Annotated in this window: 14 protein-coding genes; 7 read left to right on the top strand and 7 right to left on the bottom strand. The window is 65.0% G+C overall.

What is annotated here, in order from left to right; genetic code table 11:
• The first annotated feature begins 176 nt into the window (after positions 1-176).
• Positions 177-2,810: a phosphoenolpyruvate carboxylase gene (gene ppc / locus AB5Y47_RS19365; protein WP_010675692.1), complete on the top strand. Its 2,634-nt coding sequence runs from the start codon at positions 177-179 to the stop codon at positions 2,808-2,810.
• A 166-nt stretch (positions 2,811-2,976) separates the two neighbouring features.
• On the opposite strand, the gene AB5Y47_RS19360 is transcribed toward ppc, so the two are convergent.
• Positions 2,977-4,458: a sensor domain-containing diguanylate cyclase gene (locus AB5Y47_RS19360; protein WP_214002930.1), complete on the bottom strand. Its 1,482-nt coding sequence runs from the start codon at positions 4,456-4,458 to the stop codon at positions 2,977-2,979.
• Between the two features lie 181 nt (positions 4,459-4,639).
• Here AB5Y47_RS19360 and ybaK point away from each other — a divergent pair, with 181 nt between their 5' ends.
• A complete protein-coding gene (gene ybaK / locus AB5Y47_RS19355; protein WP_319896270.1) occupies positions 4,640-5,110 on the top strand; it encodes a Cys-tRNA(Pro) deacylase in 471 nt (156 codons plus the stop codon).
• Positions 5,111-5,238: 128 nt separating this feature from the next.
• Here the strand turns inward: ybaK and AB5Y47_RS19350 are convergent, their stop codons facing one another.
• The 3 genes from AB5Y47_RS19350 to AB5Y47_RS19340 are packed head-to-tail and all read right to left on the bottom strand — an operon-like array spanning position 5,239 to position 6,919.
• Positions 5,239-6,006, bottom strand: coding sequence for a GNAT family protein (locus tag AB5Y47_RS19350; protein WP_319896269.1), 768 nt, complete (start codon positions 6,004-6,006; stop codon positions 5,239-5,241).
• Positions 5,996-6,433: a rhodanese-like domain-containing protein gene (locus AB5Y47_RS19345; RefSeq protein ID WP_042878345.1), complete on the bottom strand. Its 438-nt coding sequence runs from the start codon at positions 6,431-6,433 to the stop codon at positions 5,996-5,998. Before AB5Y47_RS19345 ends, AB5Y47_RS19350 begins: the two co-directional genes overlap by 11 nt.
• A gap of 18 nt (positions 6,434-6,451) precedes the next feature.
• Positions 6,452-6,919, bottom strand: coding sequence for an OsmC family protein (locus AB5Y47_RS19340; RefSeq protein ID WP_010675697.1), 468 nt, complete (start codon positions 6,917-6,919; stop codon positions 6,452-6,454).
• A 252-nt stretch (positions 6,920-7,171) separates the two neighbouring features.
• Between AB5Y47_RS19340 and AB5Y47_RS19335 the strand changes: the two genes are divergently transcribed.
• The 3 genes from AB5Y47_RS19335 to AB5Y47_RS19325 all read left to right on the top strand — a co-directional run bounded on the left by AB5Y47_RS19335 (position 7,172) and on the right by AB5Y47_RS19325 (position 10,400).
• Positions 7,172-8,599, top strand: a complete 1,428-nt coding sequence (locus AB5Y47_RS19335; RefSeq protein WP_323956302.1) for a PLP-dependent aminotransferase family protein — start codon at positions 7,172-7,174, stop codon at positions 8,597-8,599.
• A 153-nt stretch (positions 8,600-8,752) separates the two neighbouring features.
• The gene (locus AB5Y47_RS19330) at positions 8,753-9,586 is read left to right on the top strand and encodes a hypothetical protein (RefSeq protein WP_080944108.1); all 834 of its coding nucleotides are present in this window, start codon (positions 8,753-8,755) and stop codon (positions 9,584-9,586) included.
• A complete protein-coding gene (locus AB5Y47_RS19325; RefSeq protein WP_368220535.1) occupies positions 9,570-10,400 on the top strand; it encodes a substrate-binding periplasmic protein in 831 nt (276 codons plus the stop codon). Before AB5Y47_RS19330 ends, AB5Y47_RS19325 begins: the two co-directional genes overlap by 17 nt.
• Positions 10,401-10,417: 17 nt before the next feature.
• Here AB5Y47_RS19325 and AB5Y47_RS19320 read toward each other — a convergent pair whose 3' ends face one another.
• Positions 10,418-11,293: a LysR family transcriptional regulator gene (locus AB5Y47_RS19320; protein WP_039040573.1), complete on the bottom strand. Its 876-nt coding sequence runs from the start codon at positions 11,291-11,293 to the stop codon at positions 10,418-10,420.
• A 128-nt stretch (positions 11,294-11,421) separates the two neighbouring features.
• On the opposite strand from AB5Y47_RS19320, the gene AB5Y47_RS19315 reads away from it, so the two are divergent.
• Positions 11,422-11,823 (top strand): CidA/LrgA family protein, encoded by a 402-nt coding sequence (locus tag AB5Y47_RS19315; protein WP_039040574.1) that lies wholly within the window; start codon positions 11,422-11,424, stop codon positions 11,821-11,823.
• Positions 11,816-12,505 carry an LrgB family protein gene (locus AB5Y47_RS19310; RefSeq protein WP_010675703.1) on the top strand — a complete coding sequence of 230 codons (690 nt, stop codon included), beginning with the start codon at positions 11,816-11,818 and terminating at the stop codon, positions 12,503-12,505. The genes AB5Y47_RS19315 and AB5Y47_RS19310 overlap by 8 nt, the downstream gene beginning before the upstream one ends.
• 67 nt (positions 12,506-12,572) lie before the next feature.
• On the opposite strand, the gene AB5Y47_RS19305 is transcribed toward AB5Y47_RS19310, so the two are convergent.
• Complete coding sequence (locus tag AB5Y47_RS19305) at positions 12,573-15,026, bottom strand: bifunctional aspartate kinase/homoserine dehydrogenase II (RefSeq protein ID WP_368220532.1); 2,454 nt, start codon at positions 15,024-15,026, stop codon at positions 12,573-12,575.
• Positions 15,026-16,204, bottom strand: coding sequence for a cystathionine gamma-synthase (metB, locus tag AB5Y47_RS19300; RefSeq protein WP_010675705.1), 1,179 nt, complete (start codon positions 16,202-16,204; stop codon positions 15,026-15,028). Before metB ends, AB5Y47_RS19305 begins: the two co-directional genes overlap by 1 nt.
• Positions 16,205-16,273 lie beyond the last annotated feature (69 nt).

Genomic DNA, 16,273 nt, shown 5'->3' with positions numbered 1-16,273 from the left:
TTGGGACAGGTGAGGGAAATACATGTTCTGAATCGGCTTGTTATTTGACCTTGCGCAGACAATCTGGGTAGATTGTCCCCCTAAGATGACGGAGCATATGTTGTAATCGCACAACAATAAGTGAGGTCGCCTCCCGCCTGGAAGGTCAGGAGGCACCAACAAAATAAGGATGTGGAATGAACGAAAAGTACGCCGCACTACGGGCCAACGTAGGCATGTTGGGCCAACTGCTGGGGAAATCCATCAAGGATCATCAGGGGCAGGCCTTCCTCGACAAGATTGAGACCATTCGCCAACTGGCCAAGTCTTCCCGCAAGGGGAACGAGGCAGACAGAGAGCGCCTGCTCGACACCCTGCGTACCCTCTCCGATGACGAACTGCTGCCCGTGGCCCGTGCCTTCAGCCAGTTCCTCAACCTGGCGAACGTGGCGGAGCAGTTCCACACCATCTCCCGTCGCTGCGAAGAGCAGGTCTGCACCCCGGACCCGCTGGAGCAGATGTTCGACAAGCTGAAAGCCTCCAACCTGTCCCAGGAGGCCATCATCCAGGCCGTGCGCGAGCTGGACATCGATCTGGTGCTGACCGCTCACCCCACCGAGGTGACCCGTCGTACCCTGATCCACAAGCACGTGCAGCTCAACGACTGCCTCGAGGCCCTGGAACTCTCCGATCTGCTGCCCCGCGAGCGGGACAAGATCCAGAGTCGCATCGAGCAACTGGTCAACCAGGCCTGGCACACCAACGAGATCCGCGAACAGCGCCCGACCCCGGTGGACGAAGCCAAGTGGGGCTTCGCCGTGGTAGAAAACAGCCTGTGGCCGGCCATCCCCGAATTCATGCGCAATCTGGACGAGCGCCTGCAACACCATCTGGGTGTGCGGCTGCCGCTGGACGCCGCGCCGGTCAAGTTCACATCCTGGATGGGCGGTGACCGCGACGGCAACCCCTTCGTCACCGCCAAGGTGACCGCCGAAGTGCTGGAGCTGGGCCGCTGGATGGCGGTGAGCCTGTTCTACAAGGATATCAAGGAGCTCACCTCCGAGCTCTCCATGGCCGATTGCACCGACGCCGTGCGTGCCCGGGTCGGCGACAATCCCGAGCCCTACCGCGCCCTGGTGCGCGAGCTGCGCGAACAGCTTCGCGAAACTCAGGAGTACCTGACCGCCAAGGTACAGGGCCAGGCGAGCGAGAGCCGGGATCTGGTCAAGAGCACCGCCCAGCTGCGCGAGCCCCTGGAGCTCTGCTACCACTCCCTGCATGCCTGCGGCATGGGCAACATTGCCGACGGCATGCTGCTGGACGTGCTGCGCAAGCTGGCCTGCTTCGGCATCCACCTGGTCAAGCTGGACATCCGTCAGGATGGCGAGCGTCACGGTCAGGTCTTCTCCGAGCTGACCCGCTACCTGGGTGTGGGCGACTACGCCGAGTGGAGCGAAGAGGACAAGCAGGCCTTCCTGCTGCGCGAGCTGAACTCCCGCCGCCCCCTCATCCCGAGCGACTGGGATCCCAGTGCCGAGACCCGCGAGACCATCGACACCTGTCGCGTCATCGCCCAGCACGACCCCGATGCGTTCGGCATCTACATCATCTCTATGGCCGGTGCCCCGTCCGATGTCTTGGCGGTCCAGCTGTTGCTGAAGGAAGCTGGCTGCAAGTTCCGCATGCCGGTTGCCCCGCTGTTCGAGACCCAGGAAGACCTGATGGCGGGCACCGCCGTGATGGAACGCCTGCTGTCGGTGGACTGGTATCGCGGTTACATCCAGGGCCGTCAGTACGTGATGATCGGCTACTCCGACTCCGCCAAGGATGCGGGCATGATGGCCGCTGGCTGGGCCCAGTACGCCGCCATGGAATCCCTGGTGGCGCTGGCTGAAGCCAACAACATCCGCCTCACCCTGTTCCATGGCCGTGGCGGTACCGTCGGCCGTGGCGGCGCCCCCGCCCATCAGGCGATCCTATCGCAACCCCCGGGATCCCTGCGCGGCGGCCTGCGGGTCACCGAACAGGGGGAGATGATCCGCTTCAAGTTCGGCCTGCCGAAGGTGGCCATCCAGAGCCTGAACCTCTACACCAGCGCCGTGCTGGAGGGGAACCTGCTGCCGCCGCCCAAGCCGAAAGAGAGCTGGCGCGCCGTGATGGAGCAGCTGGCGTCTGTCTCCTGCGATCACTACCGCAGTATCGTGCGCGGTCACCCGGACTTCGTGCCTTACTTCCGTGCTGCCACCCCGGAGATGGAGCTCGGCAAGCTGCCGCTCGGTTCCCGCCCCGCCAAGCGCAAGCCCAACGGCGGTGTCGAGAGCCTGCGCGCCATCCCCTGGATCTTCGCATGGACCCAGAACCGGCTGATGCTGCCGGCCTGGCTCGGCGCCCACAAGGGATTGCAACAAGCCATCGACGACGGCCAGAAGAGCGTGCTGGACGAGATGAGCCGCCAGTGGCCCTTCTTCCGCACCCGTCTCGAAATGCTGGAGATGGTGTTCCTCAAGGCCGACCTCTGGCTGGCGGAATACTATGACACCCGCCTGGTGCCGGAGAACCTGTGGGCACTCGGCAAGCAGCTGCGTCAGGAGCTTGCCGACTCCATCGAGGTGGTGCTGAAACTGCGCCCGCAGGGCGACCTGCTGGACGATCAGCCTTGGATCAAGGAGTCCATCAAGCTGCGCAACCCCTACACCGACCCGCTCAACGTGCTGCAGGCCGAGCTGCTCAATCGCTCCCGCAACCACCCGGAGACCCTGCACCCCGAGCTGGATCAGGCGCTGATGGTCACCATCGCCGGCATCGCCGCCGGCATGCGCAACACCGGCTGATCCCGGACCGTTGCAAACAAGGGCGCCTCAGCGCCCTTTTTCGTCTCTGCCGGGCACGGGGATCCCGATATTGCCGCCAGCACACCCCCCTCTAAGGGAAAAAAGCATCCACAACAAACAGGGCGCCATGATGGCGCCCTGTTTTATTTCGCGATATAGGCTTTCATCAGGAGACCTGGTTGCGACCCCGACGTTTCGCCTCGTAAAGTCGCTGGTCCACGCATTGAAGCCAGTCATCCATGCGCCTGTAACTCATCTGATAGGGCGTGAGCCCCACGCTGATGGTGACGGTGATCGCCTGGTGCTGGTACAGGAAGGTGTGCTGCTCCACCTGGCGCCGGATGCGCTCCATGATGGTGTGGGCCTCCTCCAGGGTCGTGCCCCGCAGCAGCAGGATGAACTCCTCCCCGCCAAATCGCGCCACCAGATCTTTGCTGCGCACCGCCTGCATCAGGAGCCCCGCCAGCGACGCCAGCACGGCATCCCCGGCAAGGTGTCCATATACATCATTGATTTGCTTGAAGAAGTCGATGTCTATCAAGGCCAGGCAGCAGGCCTCCCCTTCGGCGGGATGGTGCTGGACGTGATCCAGCAACACGTTTGCCTGCTGGAAAAAGCTGCTGCGGTTGGGCAGCTTGGTCAAGAAGTCGTGCTCGGCGTTGAAGCGCAGCACCCGCTCCATGCGGCTGCGCTCATCCTCCAGGTTGCGGGCGTGGATAAGGGTGCCAAGGGCCGTGGTGAGGGGCTCGAGCAGGCTGACATGGGTCTCGTCAAAGCCACCCGGGCGGTTGGCCAGGGCGATCATGCCGATCGCCTCTCCCTTGTGGCGGATGGGAATGCCGAGGAAGCTCTCCAGGTGCGGATGACCACGGGGGGAGACACCGCGACTGGCTGGATGGCTCGGTAGATCGTTGCAGCACACCAGGGTATTGTGGGTCACCACGTGCCCAAACAGGTTGTCGAGCTTGCTGAAGATGAGCCCGCCCCGACTCTGGCGCTGCTGCTCATACCAGGCGTGGGTCGCCTCGTCCCAGGAGACATTGGAGATGGAGGGGACATAGAGACTGGGGCGGCCATCCTCGTACTGAATGATGCCGATGAAACCATAGGAGCTTTCGCTCACGCTCAGCAGCCGCTCGAAGACGGTGTCGCAGGCGGAGCCGAGATTGCGATCGAGCAGAAAACTCTGGTGAGCGGCCACCACGATGTCAAACAGCTGGCTCTGCTGCTCGACCCGCTGCTTGGCCATCACCGCCGAGGTAATGTCGTGCGCCAGCTTGACCACCCCCAGCAGGATGCCTGCCTCGTCGGTCACGGGCATGTAGGTGGCATGGAGCCAGAGGGGGTTGCCACCTTGCCTGACCCGGCGAAACTCCCCCGACTGGATCTCGCCACCCAATACTCTCTGCCAGAAGAGATCATGCTCCGCCTGCAGATCCGGCGGCAAGAGCATGAGATGGGACTGGCCCACCAGCGCTTCGGGGGGATAACCCAGCATGTCGCAAAACAGGGGATTGACCGACACCATGCGACCATCGAGATCGAACTCGACCATGCCATAGGCCCGATCAAGGGCGGTCAGCCTGGCGAGGGTCTCATATCGATCCATCGCGTCGATATCGCGAGCGCAAAGTGCTGTGGTATTCATGGCTACGATTCCTTTCGATCGCCGGCGCATTGCATTGGAATGCGGGGACAAGTGCCCAAATCATAGGATCCGGCACCCGGTTACGCTAACACAGGCCCCGATTGGGTGTGAAGACTGGTTCTTGCCACATCCGGCTCCCGGGCGCAGACTGTCTGGCCTTGCCACGGTTCGAGGAGACCCCATGACACCCGCCATCAACTTGCTGAAAAAGCTCAAGATCCCCCACAGGCTCTACCCCTACGAGTGTGAAGCCCACGACGACTTCGGCAAGCATGCCGCTACCCAGCTGGGTCTGCCTGAGGCGCAGGTGTTCAAGACCCTGCTCGCCCATCACGACAAGCAGGCGGTGGTGGCCATCGTGCCCTCCTCGGGCATGTGCAGCCTCAAGCAGCTCGCCAAGGCAACCGGGCTCAAGAAGGTGGAGATGATGAAGCCGGTGGAAGCCGAAAAGCTGACCGGCTACAAGGTGGGCGGCATCAGTCCCCTGGCCCAGAAGAAGCTGCTGCCCACCGTGCTGGACGACTCCGCCATGGCCTTCGACGAGATCCTGGTGAGCGGTGGCAAGCGGGGGCTCTCGGTCGGCGTGGCCCCCGGGGACATGGTCCGGCTGATGAACTGGATTGCGGCCCCCATCGGCGATCATCACGACTGAACAAACAAAAGAGGCGCCATGACTGGCGCCTCTTGCGTCTGGATGTCGGATCTGACGCCTTGTGTGCGAAGGATACCCAAAGCCCCGGCACCGGAAACCGCCCCGTCCCCGCGGGTGATCTGTCGCCCTCAACACGCCGCAGAGCGGCAGGCGGCGGTCAGTTCGGAGAGTCGGCGACGCTGACGCCCGGCATGGTCGAAATTGCCGTCCTCCAGCCAGCGCTCGAAGCACCCTTTCAGGGCGGGCCACTCGCTGTCGATGACGGAGAACCAGGCCGTATCCCGGTTGTGTCCCTTGTCCACCCGCGCCTGACGGAAGGTCCCCTCATAGTGAAAGCCCAGGCGCAGGGCCGCCTGGCGCGAAGGCAGGTTCAGGGCATTGCACTTCCACTCGTAGCGACGGTATCCCAGAGCAAAGGCATTGGCCATCATCAACACCATGGCCGCCGTCGCCAGCCGTGACTGCTGCATGGCGGGGGAGAAGTGCAGCCAGCCCACCTCGATGCTGCCCGCCAGGGGATCGATGCGCAGGTAGCTCGCCAGTCCCAGCGCCCGTCCGCTCCCCTCGTCGATGATGCCGTAGAACTGGGGATCCCGCTTGGTGGCAACCTCCCGCAGCCAGACCCCCATGGCGACCTCGTCCGCGAAAGGGCCGCTGGTCAGGTAAGTCCACATGGCCCCGCTGTCGGCACTGAATGCCTGCCACAGATCCCCCAGGTGGCGCTCGGGATCAAGGGGCTCGAGACGACAGCCCCAGCCATGCAGTGCGCGGTGAGGAGGGAACTCGGCGCCGCGCCATTCTGGCTGCGCACACCCCAGAGGCTGCCCAAAGTCGTTGAAAAGGGCGGCTCCGGACAGGGAGGCATCGCCCCCCTCATTGCAACGTTCAACAGGCACAGGCAATTCCCCCTTCCAGCAGCACTCCGGGCTCGCTGCCCGTGGCGACGGCGAAACCGTCCTGACGCCACCAGTGCAGGCCCCCTATCAACTCCTTGACCTCAAACCCGAGAGACGCCAGCTTGTAGGCCCCCTGGGTCGAACCGTTGCAGCCGATGCCGTCGCAATAGCAGACATAGACCAGGTTCCGGTCCAGTACCGCCGTGGTCGACGCCGTCATGGTCCTGTGGGGGAAGGAGATGGCGCCGGGGATGTGCCCCTCGGCATAGTGTGCGGGGGAGCGGGTATCGATGACCACGATCCCCGCCGCCCCGGCCAGCAGATCGGCGGCCAGATCCGCCGGATCGGTACGAAACTTCAGTTGGGCCTCGAAAAAGGCGCTGGCTTCGGCGGCCCCTGCCACCCCTGTGCTCAATACATGACTCATCCTGAACGCTCCTGATGACTAGATGACGATCTCTGTGGTGACGACGGTGTTGACCGAGTTGGCGATGAAGCACTCCTCATGGGCCTGGTGGTGCAACTGCTCCAGATCGGCCAGGGCGGGCTCCTGCTCTCCCCCGAAGATCACCCTGGGACGCAGGGTGACCCGGGTCATGGCGAGGCGACCTTGCCCGTTTTTCGCCATGATGCCGACCGCTTCGTCCCGGTAGCTCTCTACCCGATAGCCCGCCTTCGCCGCCAGCCAGAGGAAGGTGAGCATGTGGCAACTGGAGAGGGCCGCCACAAACGCCTCTTCCGGGTCCACATGTTCCGCCACCGAGTAAGGCAGCGGCACCACATGGGGAGAGGAGGAGGCCGGCACCCTGACCCCGCCATCAAACGCCCACTCATGGGCCCGGCTGTAACGCTGATCGACGAAGGGCTCGTGCTCCCCCCGCTGCCAACTGATGGTGGCACTGTATTCCGACATGCAGACTCCTTGTGTTGCCAATCCGTGCCGCCCGCTGGCGCCACCCTGTGACCACCAATGTAGCGACAAAATGGCCTTGCCACGCCGACCAATTTTGCCAATATGGGCAGACCAATTTCATCGAGCCGCCACCATGACCATCCACCCCACCCGCTCTGCCCGTCGGTCGCCAGCCCCACTGCCGCGCCATGCCCTGCGGGCAGGCTCCCTGCCTCGAAAGAGGTGCAACCCCCGCGCCAACGGGAGCACACCATGACCGTTCTGCCAACGCTCTTCGCCAGCCAGCAGCAAGGGGATCTGCCCCTGCACGAACAACTGGTGCGTACCCTGCGCGAGGCCATCCTGGCGGGCCACCTGCCCCTGCACAGCCGCCTGCCCGCCAGCCGTCTCCTGGCCCGGGATCTCGGTATCTCCCGCAGCACGGTGGAACTGGCCTATGGCCGGCTCGAGGCGGAGGGGTATCTGGTGCGCAAGGTGGGCGCCGGCAGCTTTGTCGCCCTGGCGGCGGTGCGCCCCGCGCCGCGCCCGCCCCAGTCAGCGGCGGGCCTCTCCCGTCGCGGTCAGGAGATGGCCCTGGGTGGCGCCTGTCACGACGTGCCCGAGGTGGGCACCACCTTTGCTTCCAGCCAGCCGGATCCCCGTCTCTTCCCCCAGGCACTCTGGGGTCGGCTGATGCAGCAACAGTGGCGCCAGCGCGCCAGCGACTGGATGAACTACGGGGATCCCCAGGGGCTTGGGGAACTTCGCGCCGCCATCAGCAGCTATCTGGTGCAGTCACGCGGCGTGGTGTGCGAGCCGGATCAGATACTGATCCTCACCAGCTCCCAGCAGGGGATCCTGCTGGCGACCCAGTTGCTCATCGATGCCGGTGACACCGTCTGGGTGGAAGACCCCGGTTATCCCGGGGCTCGCACCGCCATGGAGAGCGCCGGTGCCCGGGTGCATCCGGTGCCGGTGGATGAAGAGGGGCTCAACCCTCATGGGGATCATCCTGCACCACGCCTCATCTACTGCACCCCGGCACACCAGTATCCCCTTGGCGTCCCCATGAGCCTGCCCCGCCGCATGGCGCTGCTGGCCGAGGCAGAGCGTCACGGCGCCTGGATCCTGGAGGACGATTACGACGGGGAGTACCAGTATGATCAGCGTCCCCTGCCCGCCCTGCAGGGGCTCGACGGCCAGGGGCGGGTGATCTATGTGGGCACCTTCAGCAAGGTGCTGTTCGGCTCGCTGCGCCTCGCCTACCTGGTGCTGCCCAGGCCACTGATGGACTCCTTCTGCCGCGCCCGGGCCGCCGTCGACGGCCACAGCAACCAGTTGCAGCAAGCGGTCACGGCAGACTTCATCCGGGGCGGGCACTTCGCCACCCACCTGCGCCAGAGCCGCCTCCTCTACCAGAGCAGACGGGATCTGCTGCTGGCGGAACTGGCAGAGCACTGCCCGGGGCTCACTCCCATCCACAGCGGCGCCGGCCTGCAGTGCGCCGTGCTGCTGCCCCCCGGTGGCGAGGCGCGCTGGACCGATGCCGCCAACGCCTGCGGGCTGGGGCTGCGCCATCTGGGCCAGTTCTACCTGGGCCCGCCGACGCTGGAAGGGTGGCTGCTCGGCTTTGGCTGCCTCGACAACCAGACGCTGCGCCAGCTGTGTCGTCGTATGGGTCTCTTGATGAAATCCGCATGACCCCCTTCTCAAGAGGTCAGATCTGCCAGAGCCTGATAGCGCTGTGTCGACGGGAATGGCCCGTCTATACTGGGCACAATCCCGTTGCCGAACCCGGTCAAGATGCATCGAATCCTGCTCCTTTTGCTCGCCCTCTCCCTCCCGTCCCTCACGATGGCGGCCACCCGCTTCACCCTGATCACCGGGGAAACCCAACAGGATGTCCGCATGAATTATTACCGGGCGGCAATGCGGCTGGCGCTGGAGAAAACACGGCCCGATTACGGCGACTATGAACTGCTCGACGCCATCAGGATGAACAAGGCGAGGATGCGGCTCGAAGTGCAAACGCCGGGCAAGAATGCCCTCTTCATCGTCGACAGCTGGCCCCAGGAGATCCCTCAACCCGGCGTCACCCTGGTCCCCTTCCCCATCGATCTGGGTGTGCTCGGCTACCGGGTCTGTTTTGTCGGCAGCGCCCGTGCCCAGGCCCTGGCCGGGGTTCACACCCTGTCCCAGTTGCAGCAGTTCACGCAAGGGGTGGGCACAGGCTGGCGGGATGCCGACATCCTGCGCTACAACGGCTTCAGGGTGCAGGAGGTGGATAACTATGAGTCACTGTTTCGCCTAGTGGCCCGTGGCCGGATCGATCTCTTCTGCCGTGGTGCCAACGAGATATTGAGCGAGTGGAAAAACCACAGACCCGGCCTGCCGGGGCTGACCGTGGATAGCCATGTCGCCCTCTTCTATCCGCTCATCCACTCCCTCTACAGCCACGCCACCTACAGCAAGGAGCGCGAGCGCCTTTTGCGCGGCCTGCAACTGGCCTGGAAAGATGGCTCCCTGCAGCGCCTCTGGCGCCATCATTTCCAGCCTTCCCTGGTCTTTGCCCGGCTCGATTCACGCCAGATCTTCCGGCTGACCAACCCGCAGTTGCCCGACGAGAGCACCGACTACCGCTCCTATCTCTATGACCCGATGAGGGATGACTTTGGCATCGCTCCCTGACTGGCTCGCCGGTTCTCCCCTGTCAGGCAGGCTCCCCTTGCGCACTCTCTGCCTGGCGCTGCTGCTCTGGTTGCTGCCGACCTGCGTCATGGCCGCCCCCGGCAGCATTCGTGCCTGCATGGAGAACAGTGATTCGCCTCCCTGGTTGCTGATGTCCGGCGAGGGGATAGTGCAGTTCCACCTCAAGGAGGTGGCAAACCGGATCGGGCACCCCATCATTCTCACCCCCCTTCCCTGGAAACGCTGCCTCTCCCTCGTCAGCCAGGGCCAGCTCGATGCCGCCGTCAAGCTGAGCTACAGCGAAGAGCGTGCTCGCACCATAGGGGTCTATCCCATGCGACACGGAGCACCTGATCCCGCCAAGCGCCTGCTCACCGAGAGCTACAGCCTCTACCAGCCAAAAGGCGGACAGGTTCGCTGGGATGGCCGGCAACTCGTCGCCCATGGCGTCATTGCGGCGCAATCCGGCTTCTCCATCGTCACCCAGCTGCAGGAGAGCGGTGTCAGGGTGGATGACTCCAGCAGGGAACCACTGATCCTGCTCAAGAAGGTCGCGATGCAGCGCGCCGTTGCCGCCGCCCTGCAAACCGGGGTCGCAGAACGGACCCTGGCCGCCCACCCGCAGTTGCAGGCCACACTCGAGCGGATCACCCCTCCCCTGGTCGAAAAACCCTACTACCTCATCTTCTCCCACCCCTTCCATCAAGCCCACCCCGATCTCAGCCAACAGGTGTGGGACGAGATTGAGGAGGTGCGACACTCCGCAGCCTATGCCCGCTTCGTCACAGGCATGGCGTCACCGGGGACCCCCTAACCCCAGCCCCCCCTCCCTCAGCCCTGCTCGCGGCACAGGGCAAGCCAGGCCTCGGCGGTGCGGGAGAGGTAGCGATCCCCTGGCCAGATCACCCCGAGCCGCCAGCTCAGCGCCGGGGCCAGAGGGCGCAACACCAGCCCATCCGGCGTCAGCCGCCGGCAGATGGGCTCCGGCAGGAAGGCGACTCCCATGCCGCTTCGCACCATGGCGGTGAGAAAGTCCCACTGGCTGCTGCGGGCCGCCACCTGGGGCACGAACCCGGCTTGCTCGCAGGCCTGCTCCAGCCGCTCGCTCAGGGTGAAGGCCTGGGTATAGAGCAGGAAGGGTTCGTCCCGCAGAGCCTCCAGCCGGATCTCGCCCCCCTCGCGCCAGCGGGGCAGGTCCGGCAGCACCACCCGGATGGGGTAACTGTCCAGATCCAGGGCGCAGAGAGCCCCCTCTTCCCTGGTCGGCAGCATGGTGATGGCGAGATCCAGCTCCCCCGCCAGCACCGCCTGCTCGATGCGCCGCCCGCCATATTCGACGATGGAGAGCTCCACGCCGGGGTAGCGGCTGCGATAGGTACGAATGAGATCCGCATAGACATGGCCCACCATGGGCGGGATGCCGAGGGCAAGACGCCCGGATTGCAGGCTCTGCAGATCCGCCAGCTCCGCCTCCAGCTGCTGCATCTCCGCCAGGATGGTCTGGGCCCGATTGAACAGCACCTGGCCGCTGTCGGTCAGGGTGAAGCGGCGACCGACCCGGCTCAGCAGGGGCTGGCCCAGCTCCTCTTCCATGTTGCGGATCATTTTGCTGATGGTGGGCTGGGTGACGAACAGCTTCTCGGAGGCGCGGGTGAAGCTCTGCTCCCGCACCAGCTCGACGAAGTAACGCAGGGCTCGAATATCCATGGTGCTCTCTTGACGGGGATGGCTGGCTAAATCATGCCTCTTTGGCATGATTTTGATAATTTAAATTCATTTTTTGCAGGTTTGGTCCCTCTCTATACTGTGAGCAGGTTCACAGAAAGACGCTTGCCATGAAAACCCTCTGCCTTCGCTGGTTGCAAACCCCCTTCCAAATCGCCCTGCTGGCGGCCATCTGGTTGCTGGCCGACATCGCAGTGCGCACCTTGCACCTGCCCCTGCCCGCCAACCTCACCGGCATGTTGCTGCTGCTGGTCTGCATCCTGCTCGGAGTGGTCAAGGCCCAGTGGTTCAGTGCCGGGGCCCGCTGGCTGCTGGCGGAGATGCTGCTCTTCTTCGTCCCCGCCGTGGTGGCCGTGGTCAACTATCAGGAGCTGCTGCTGCAGGAGGGGTGGCGCATCATGGTGGTCCTGATCGTCAGCACCGTGCTGGTGCTCGGCACCACGGCGCTGGTGGTGGACAGGGTCTATCGCCTCGAGCTGAAGCTGGCCCGCCGGAGTCGCCGCCATGTCTGACACCCTGCTCGGCCTGCTCTGCTTCGCCCTGACCCTGCTCTTCTACTACGCCAGCAAGTGGCTCTATGGCAAAAAGCGCATCCTGCCCCTGATGCCGCTGCTGCTGGCCCCCACCCTGCTGGTGGCCGTGGTGATGCTGTTCCACATTCCCTACCGGGACTACATGGCCGAATCCCACTGGCTGCTCTGGCTGCTGGGCCCTGCCACCGTCGCCTTCGCGGTGCCCGTCTACGAGAATCGCCAGCTGATGCGCCGCCACTGGCTCTCCCTCTCGGTCGGGGTCGTGGCGTCCGTGGTGATGGCGGTGGGCAGCACAGTGCTGCTGGCCCGCTGGCTCAACCTCTCCGAGCTGTTGCAGCGCAGCATGGCCATGAGATCCATCACCACCCCCTTCGCGGTGGAGGCGACCCGTTCCGTGGGTGGCAACGCCGATCTCACCGCCCTGTTCGTGGTGCTGACCGGCGTCATCGGCATGGCGGTGGGAGAAAGCGTGCTCACCGTGCTCGCCATCCGCAGCCGCCTCGGCAAAGGCGCGGGCTTTGGTGCCTCGGCCCACGGGGCCGGGACAGCCAGGGCCTATCAGATGGGCAACGAGGAGGGGGTGGTCTCCAGCATGGTAATGATGATAGCCGGCATGGCCACCGTGCTGCTCGCCCCCCTTCTGGGCAGGCTGTTCTGGTAACTCCGCCACCCGATAACAGAAGAGGCGCCCTGGGGCGCCTCTTCTCATTGCATCGTGTCACGCAGCCTCAGAGGCTGGCGCAGATCTGCCAGAGATCGTACTGGATGGCGGCGGCCGTCACTTCCCGGCCCGCTCCCGGCCCCTGGATCACCAGGGGGTTGGTGCGATAGCTGTCGCTCTCGATGGCGAACACATTGTCGCAGGGCAAGAGGTTGGCAAACGGGTGATGGGGCTCCAGCGCCTCCAGCCCGACGCGGGCCTTGCCGTCGTGCTCGAAGCGGGCGACATAACGCAGCACCTTGCCGACCCGGCGCGCCCCCTCGAAGGCGGTCTGGATAGGGTCATCCAGCTCCTTGAGCCTGTCCATGAACTGATCCGCACTCACCTTGCGCAGGGCCACCGGCACCAGGTTCTCCAGCTCGATGTCGGCGGAGTCGAGTTCGAAGCCCGCCTCCCGCGCCAGGATGAGCAGCTTGCGGCGCACATCCTGACCGGAGAGATCCTCCCGGGGATCCGGCTCGGTCAGGCCGTGTTGCCACGCCTCGTCCACCAGCTCGGAGAAGGGGCGAGTGCCGTCATACTGCTGGAACAGCCAGGAGAGGGTGCCGGAGAAGATGCCGGAGACCCCCTGGATGCGGTCACCGCTCTGGCGCAGCATCTGGATGCTGGACTGGATGGGCAGCCCGGCCCCCACGGTGGCGTTGTAGCGCCATTGCACCTGGTGGTCGCGGCAGGTCTGCTTGATGCGCTGGTAAAACTCGCTGTCGGCGGCACCGGCAAACTTGTTGGCGGCGATGATGTGGATGCCGAGCTGGGCAAAGTCCGGGTAGTAGCGGCTCACCGTCTCGCTGGCGGTCATGTCGAGCGCGATCAGGGAGTCAAAACTGTGCTGCTCCAGCTGGGAGAGCAACTCCGGCCAGATGAGCGGCTTGGGATGGAAGTTGTCCTGTACCTTGAGGGGATCCAGCCCCTCTTCGTCCAGCAGCCCGCCCTTGGAGTCGAAGACCCCGTAGAGGGTGAGCGCCAGATTGAGCTCATGCTCGAGGCGCGCCTTCTCGCGGGCGTAGAGCCCCAGCCAGTGACCGCCGATATTGCCTTTGCCGAACACCACCAGCCCGACCCGGGTCGGGCGGCTGAACAGGGCACTGTGCAGAGCGATGAGCAGCGGCTCCAGCACGATCTGGCGCAGCACGGCCACCAGGCTCAGGCCGTCTTTGGCCACCTGCACGAACTCCAGAGGCTGATCCGCCAGCAGCTGGTAGAAACGGTGGCACTGCTCGGCATTGTCGGTGACGCCGGCCCCCACCAGGGCGACCAGGCTGAACCCTTCCTTCTGGATGAGGCCGGTAAAGTTGCCCTGCAACTGGAAGTCACGGAGCACCTCGAAGGCCCCTTGTGCCACCTCCAGGGTGTAGGCCAGACGCAGGACCCGTCGATCCGGCTGGCGCTGCAGGGTGAGCGGATGGAGGCGATGGCGGGCCAGATGGGCCTCAATGGCCGCCACTGTCTGCTCAAAGTCAGTCTGCGGCAGCACCTTGAGCTCGATGAGGGCTATCTGATCCACCGAGGAGACGATGCGGGCACCGCCGGAGCGGGGCGCACGGCGCAGGATGTGGGTGCAGCCTTCGTCCGGATTGTAGCTGCAGCGCAGGGTGAGGCGCTGACGGCTGTCGGCCACCGGCTGCAGGGTACGCGAATGCAGCACCGAGGAGCCCAGGCGTGCCAGCTCGTTGGCCTCGGCCAGGCTCAGGCGCTCCAGCAGACGCGCCTCTTTCACCCGGCGCGGGTCGGCACTGTAGACCCCGGCCACGTCGCTCCAGATGGTGGTGGACTCGCCGTCCGCCAGCGCCGCCAGGAGGCTGGCACTGTAGTCGGAGCCGTTGCGTCCCAGCAGCAGGGAACGCCCCTCCATGTCGGCGGCAATGAAGCCGGTCACCACGATGCGACCGGCGTGCTCAGCCAGGCGGGCCTTGAGCAGCTCGCTGGAGAGGGCGGTATCCACCTTGATGAGGGCGCCGTCTTCTGCGCGCAGGAAGCTGCGGGCATCGAGCCAGGCGGCCGCCTCACCCCGGCTGGTGAGCAGGGCAGCCAGCAGGCGGGCGGACCACACCTCGCCAAAGGCGAGCAGGCCGTTGCGCTCGAAGCGGTCAAACTGCCCCTCCAGGGTCTTGGCGATCAGCTGCATGTCGCCCGTCAGTTGCTGGCTCAGATCGAGGTGAAGCTCCCCTTCCAGCAGGCCGTCGATCAGGCTTTGCTGATAGGCGTGCAGGGCGGTGATGGCTTCGCCTGCGGCCTCATCCCCCGCTTCCGCCAGCTCCACCAGCTGGATCAGCCGGTTGGTGGTCTTGCCCGCGGCGGAGACCACCACCAGCTCGTTGCCCCCCACCTGTTGCTCGACGATGCTGGCGACCCGGCGATAACAGACCGGATCCGCCAGGCTGCTGCCGCCGAACTTGTGTACATGGCGCCGCTTCAAGCCTGCTTCTGTTGCCACCACACACTCTCCTTGTTGTTGTTCCATTACTTCACCTGCTCTGCCTGTTGTGCCAACTGCGCCTGTTCAAACCCCTGGGCCAGATCGGCCACCAGATCCTCACCGTGTTCGATCCCCACCGACAGGCGCAGCAACTGGGCACTGATACCCGCCGCCTGCTGGGCCGCAGGGGTCATGGCCCTGTGGGTCATGCTGGCCGGATGGGCCACCAGACTCTCCACACCGCCGAGGGACTCCGCCACCGAGAAGAGGCGCAGCCCCGCGAGGAAGGCGCGCAGCCCCGTCTCGTTGCAATCGAGCTCAAAACTTAGCATGGCGCCAAAGCCGGACTGTTGACGGCGCGCAATGTCGTGGCCCGGATGGCTCGGCAGGCTGGGGTGATAGATCCGCTTGACCAGCGGCTGCTGCTGCAAGAAGGCGAGGATGCGATCCGTGTTCTCCTGATGGGTGCGCAGGCGCGGGGCCAGGGTGCGCAGGCCCCGCAGGGTGAGGTAGGAGTCAAAGGCACCGGAGGTGAGCCCCAGGCAGTTGGCCCACCACACCAGGGAGTCGGCCAGAGCCTGATCCTTGGCGATCGCCACACCCCCGACCACGTCGGAGTGGCCGTTGATGTACTTGGTGGTGGAGTGGACCACCACGTCGGCACCAAGGGCCAGAGGCTGTTGCAGCAAGGGGGAGAGGAAAGTGTTGTCCACCACCACCTGGGCCCCCACCCCGTGGGAGGCCTCGGCGATGGCGGCGATGTCCACCACCCGCAGCAGCGGGTTGGAGGGGGTCTCCACCCACACCAGTGCGGGTTTCTGGGCCAGCGCGGCGGCCAGCGCCACCTCGTCTCCCTGATCCACGAACTGCACTTGGTAGTGGCCCTTGGCCGCCAGATACTCGAACAGACGCCAGGTACCGCCGTAGCAGTCGTGGGGGGCGATCAGCAGATCCCCCGCCTTGAGCAGAGCCGTGGTCACCAGGTGAACGGCCCCCATGCCGGTGCCGGTCACCACGGCGCCGGCCCCCCCTTCCAGGGCCGCCAGGGCGTCCGCCAGATTGGTGCGGGTCGGGTTGCCGGAACGGGCATAGTCGTATTGACGGGGCTCGCCAAAGTCGGCAAAGGTGTAGTTGCTGGAGAGGTAGATGGGGGGCACCACGGCACCGTGCTGCGTGTCTGTCTCAATCCCGGTGCGTACCGCCAGGGTGGCCTTGTGGGTCATGTCACTCTCCTTGATGGGTTGCCGGAGCCGGTCCGCCTCGTGGGTCGTCCAGCCCCGCTCTCATTTTCG

Origin of the sequence: Aeromonas sp. R7-2 (genome assembly GCF_040908105.1) — a bacterium.
GTDB lineage: Bacteria > Pseudomonadota > Gammaproteobacteria > Enterobacterales > Aeromonadaceae > Aeromonas > Aeromonas caviae.
Note: the sequence above shows the minus strand (reverse complement) of the source record. Positions and strands in the feature narration are given on the sequence as shown.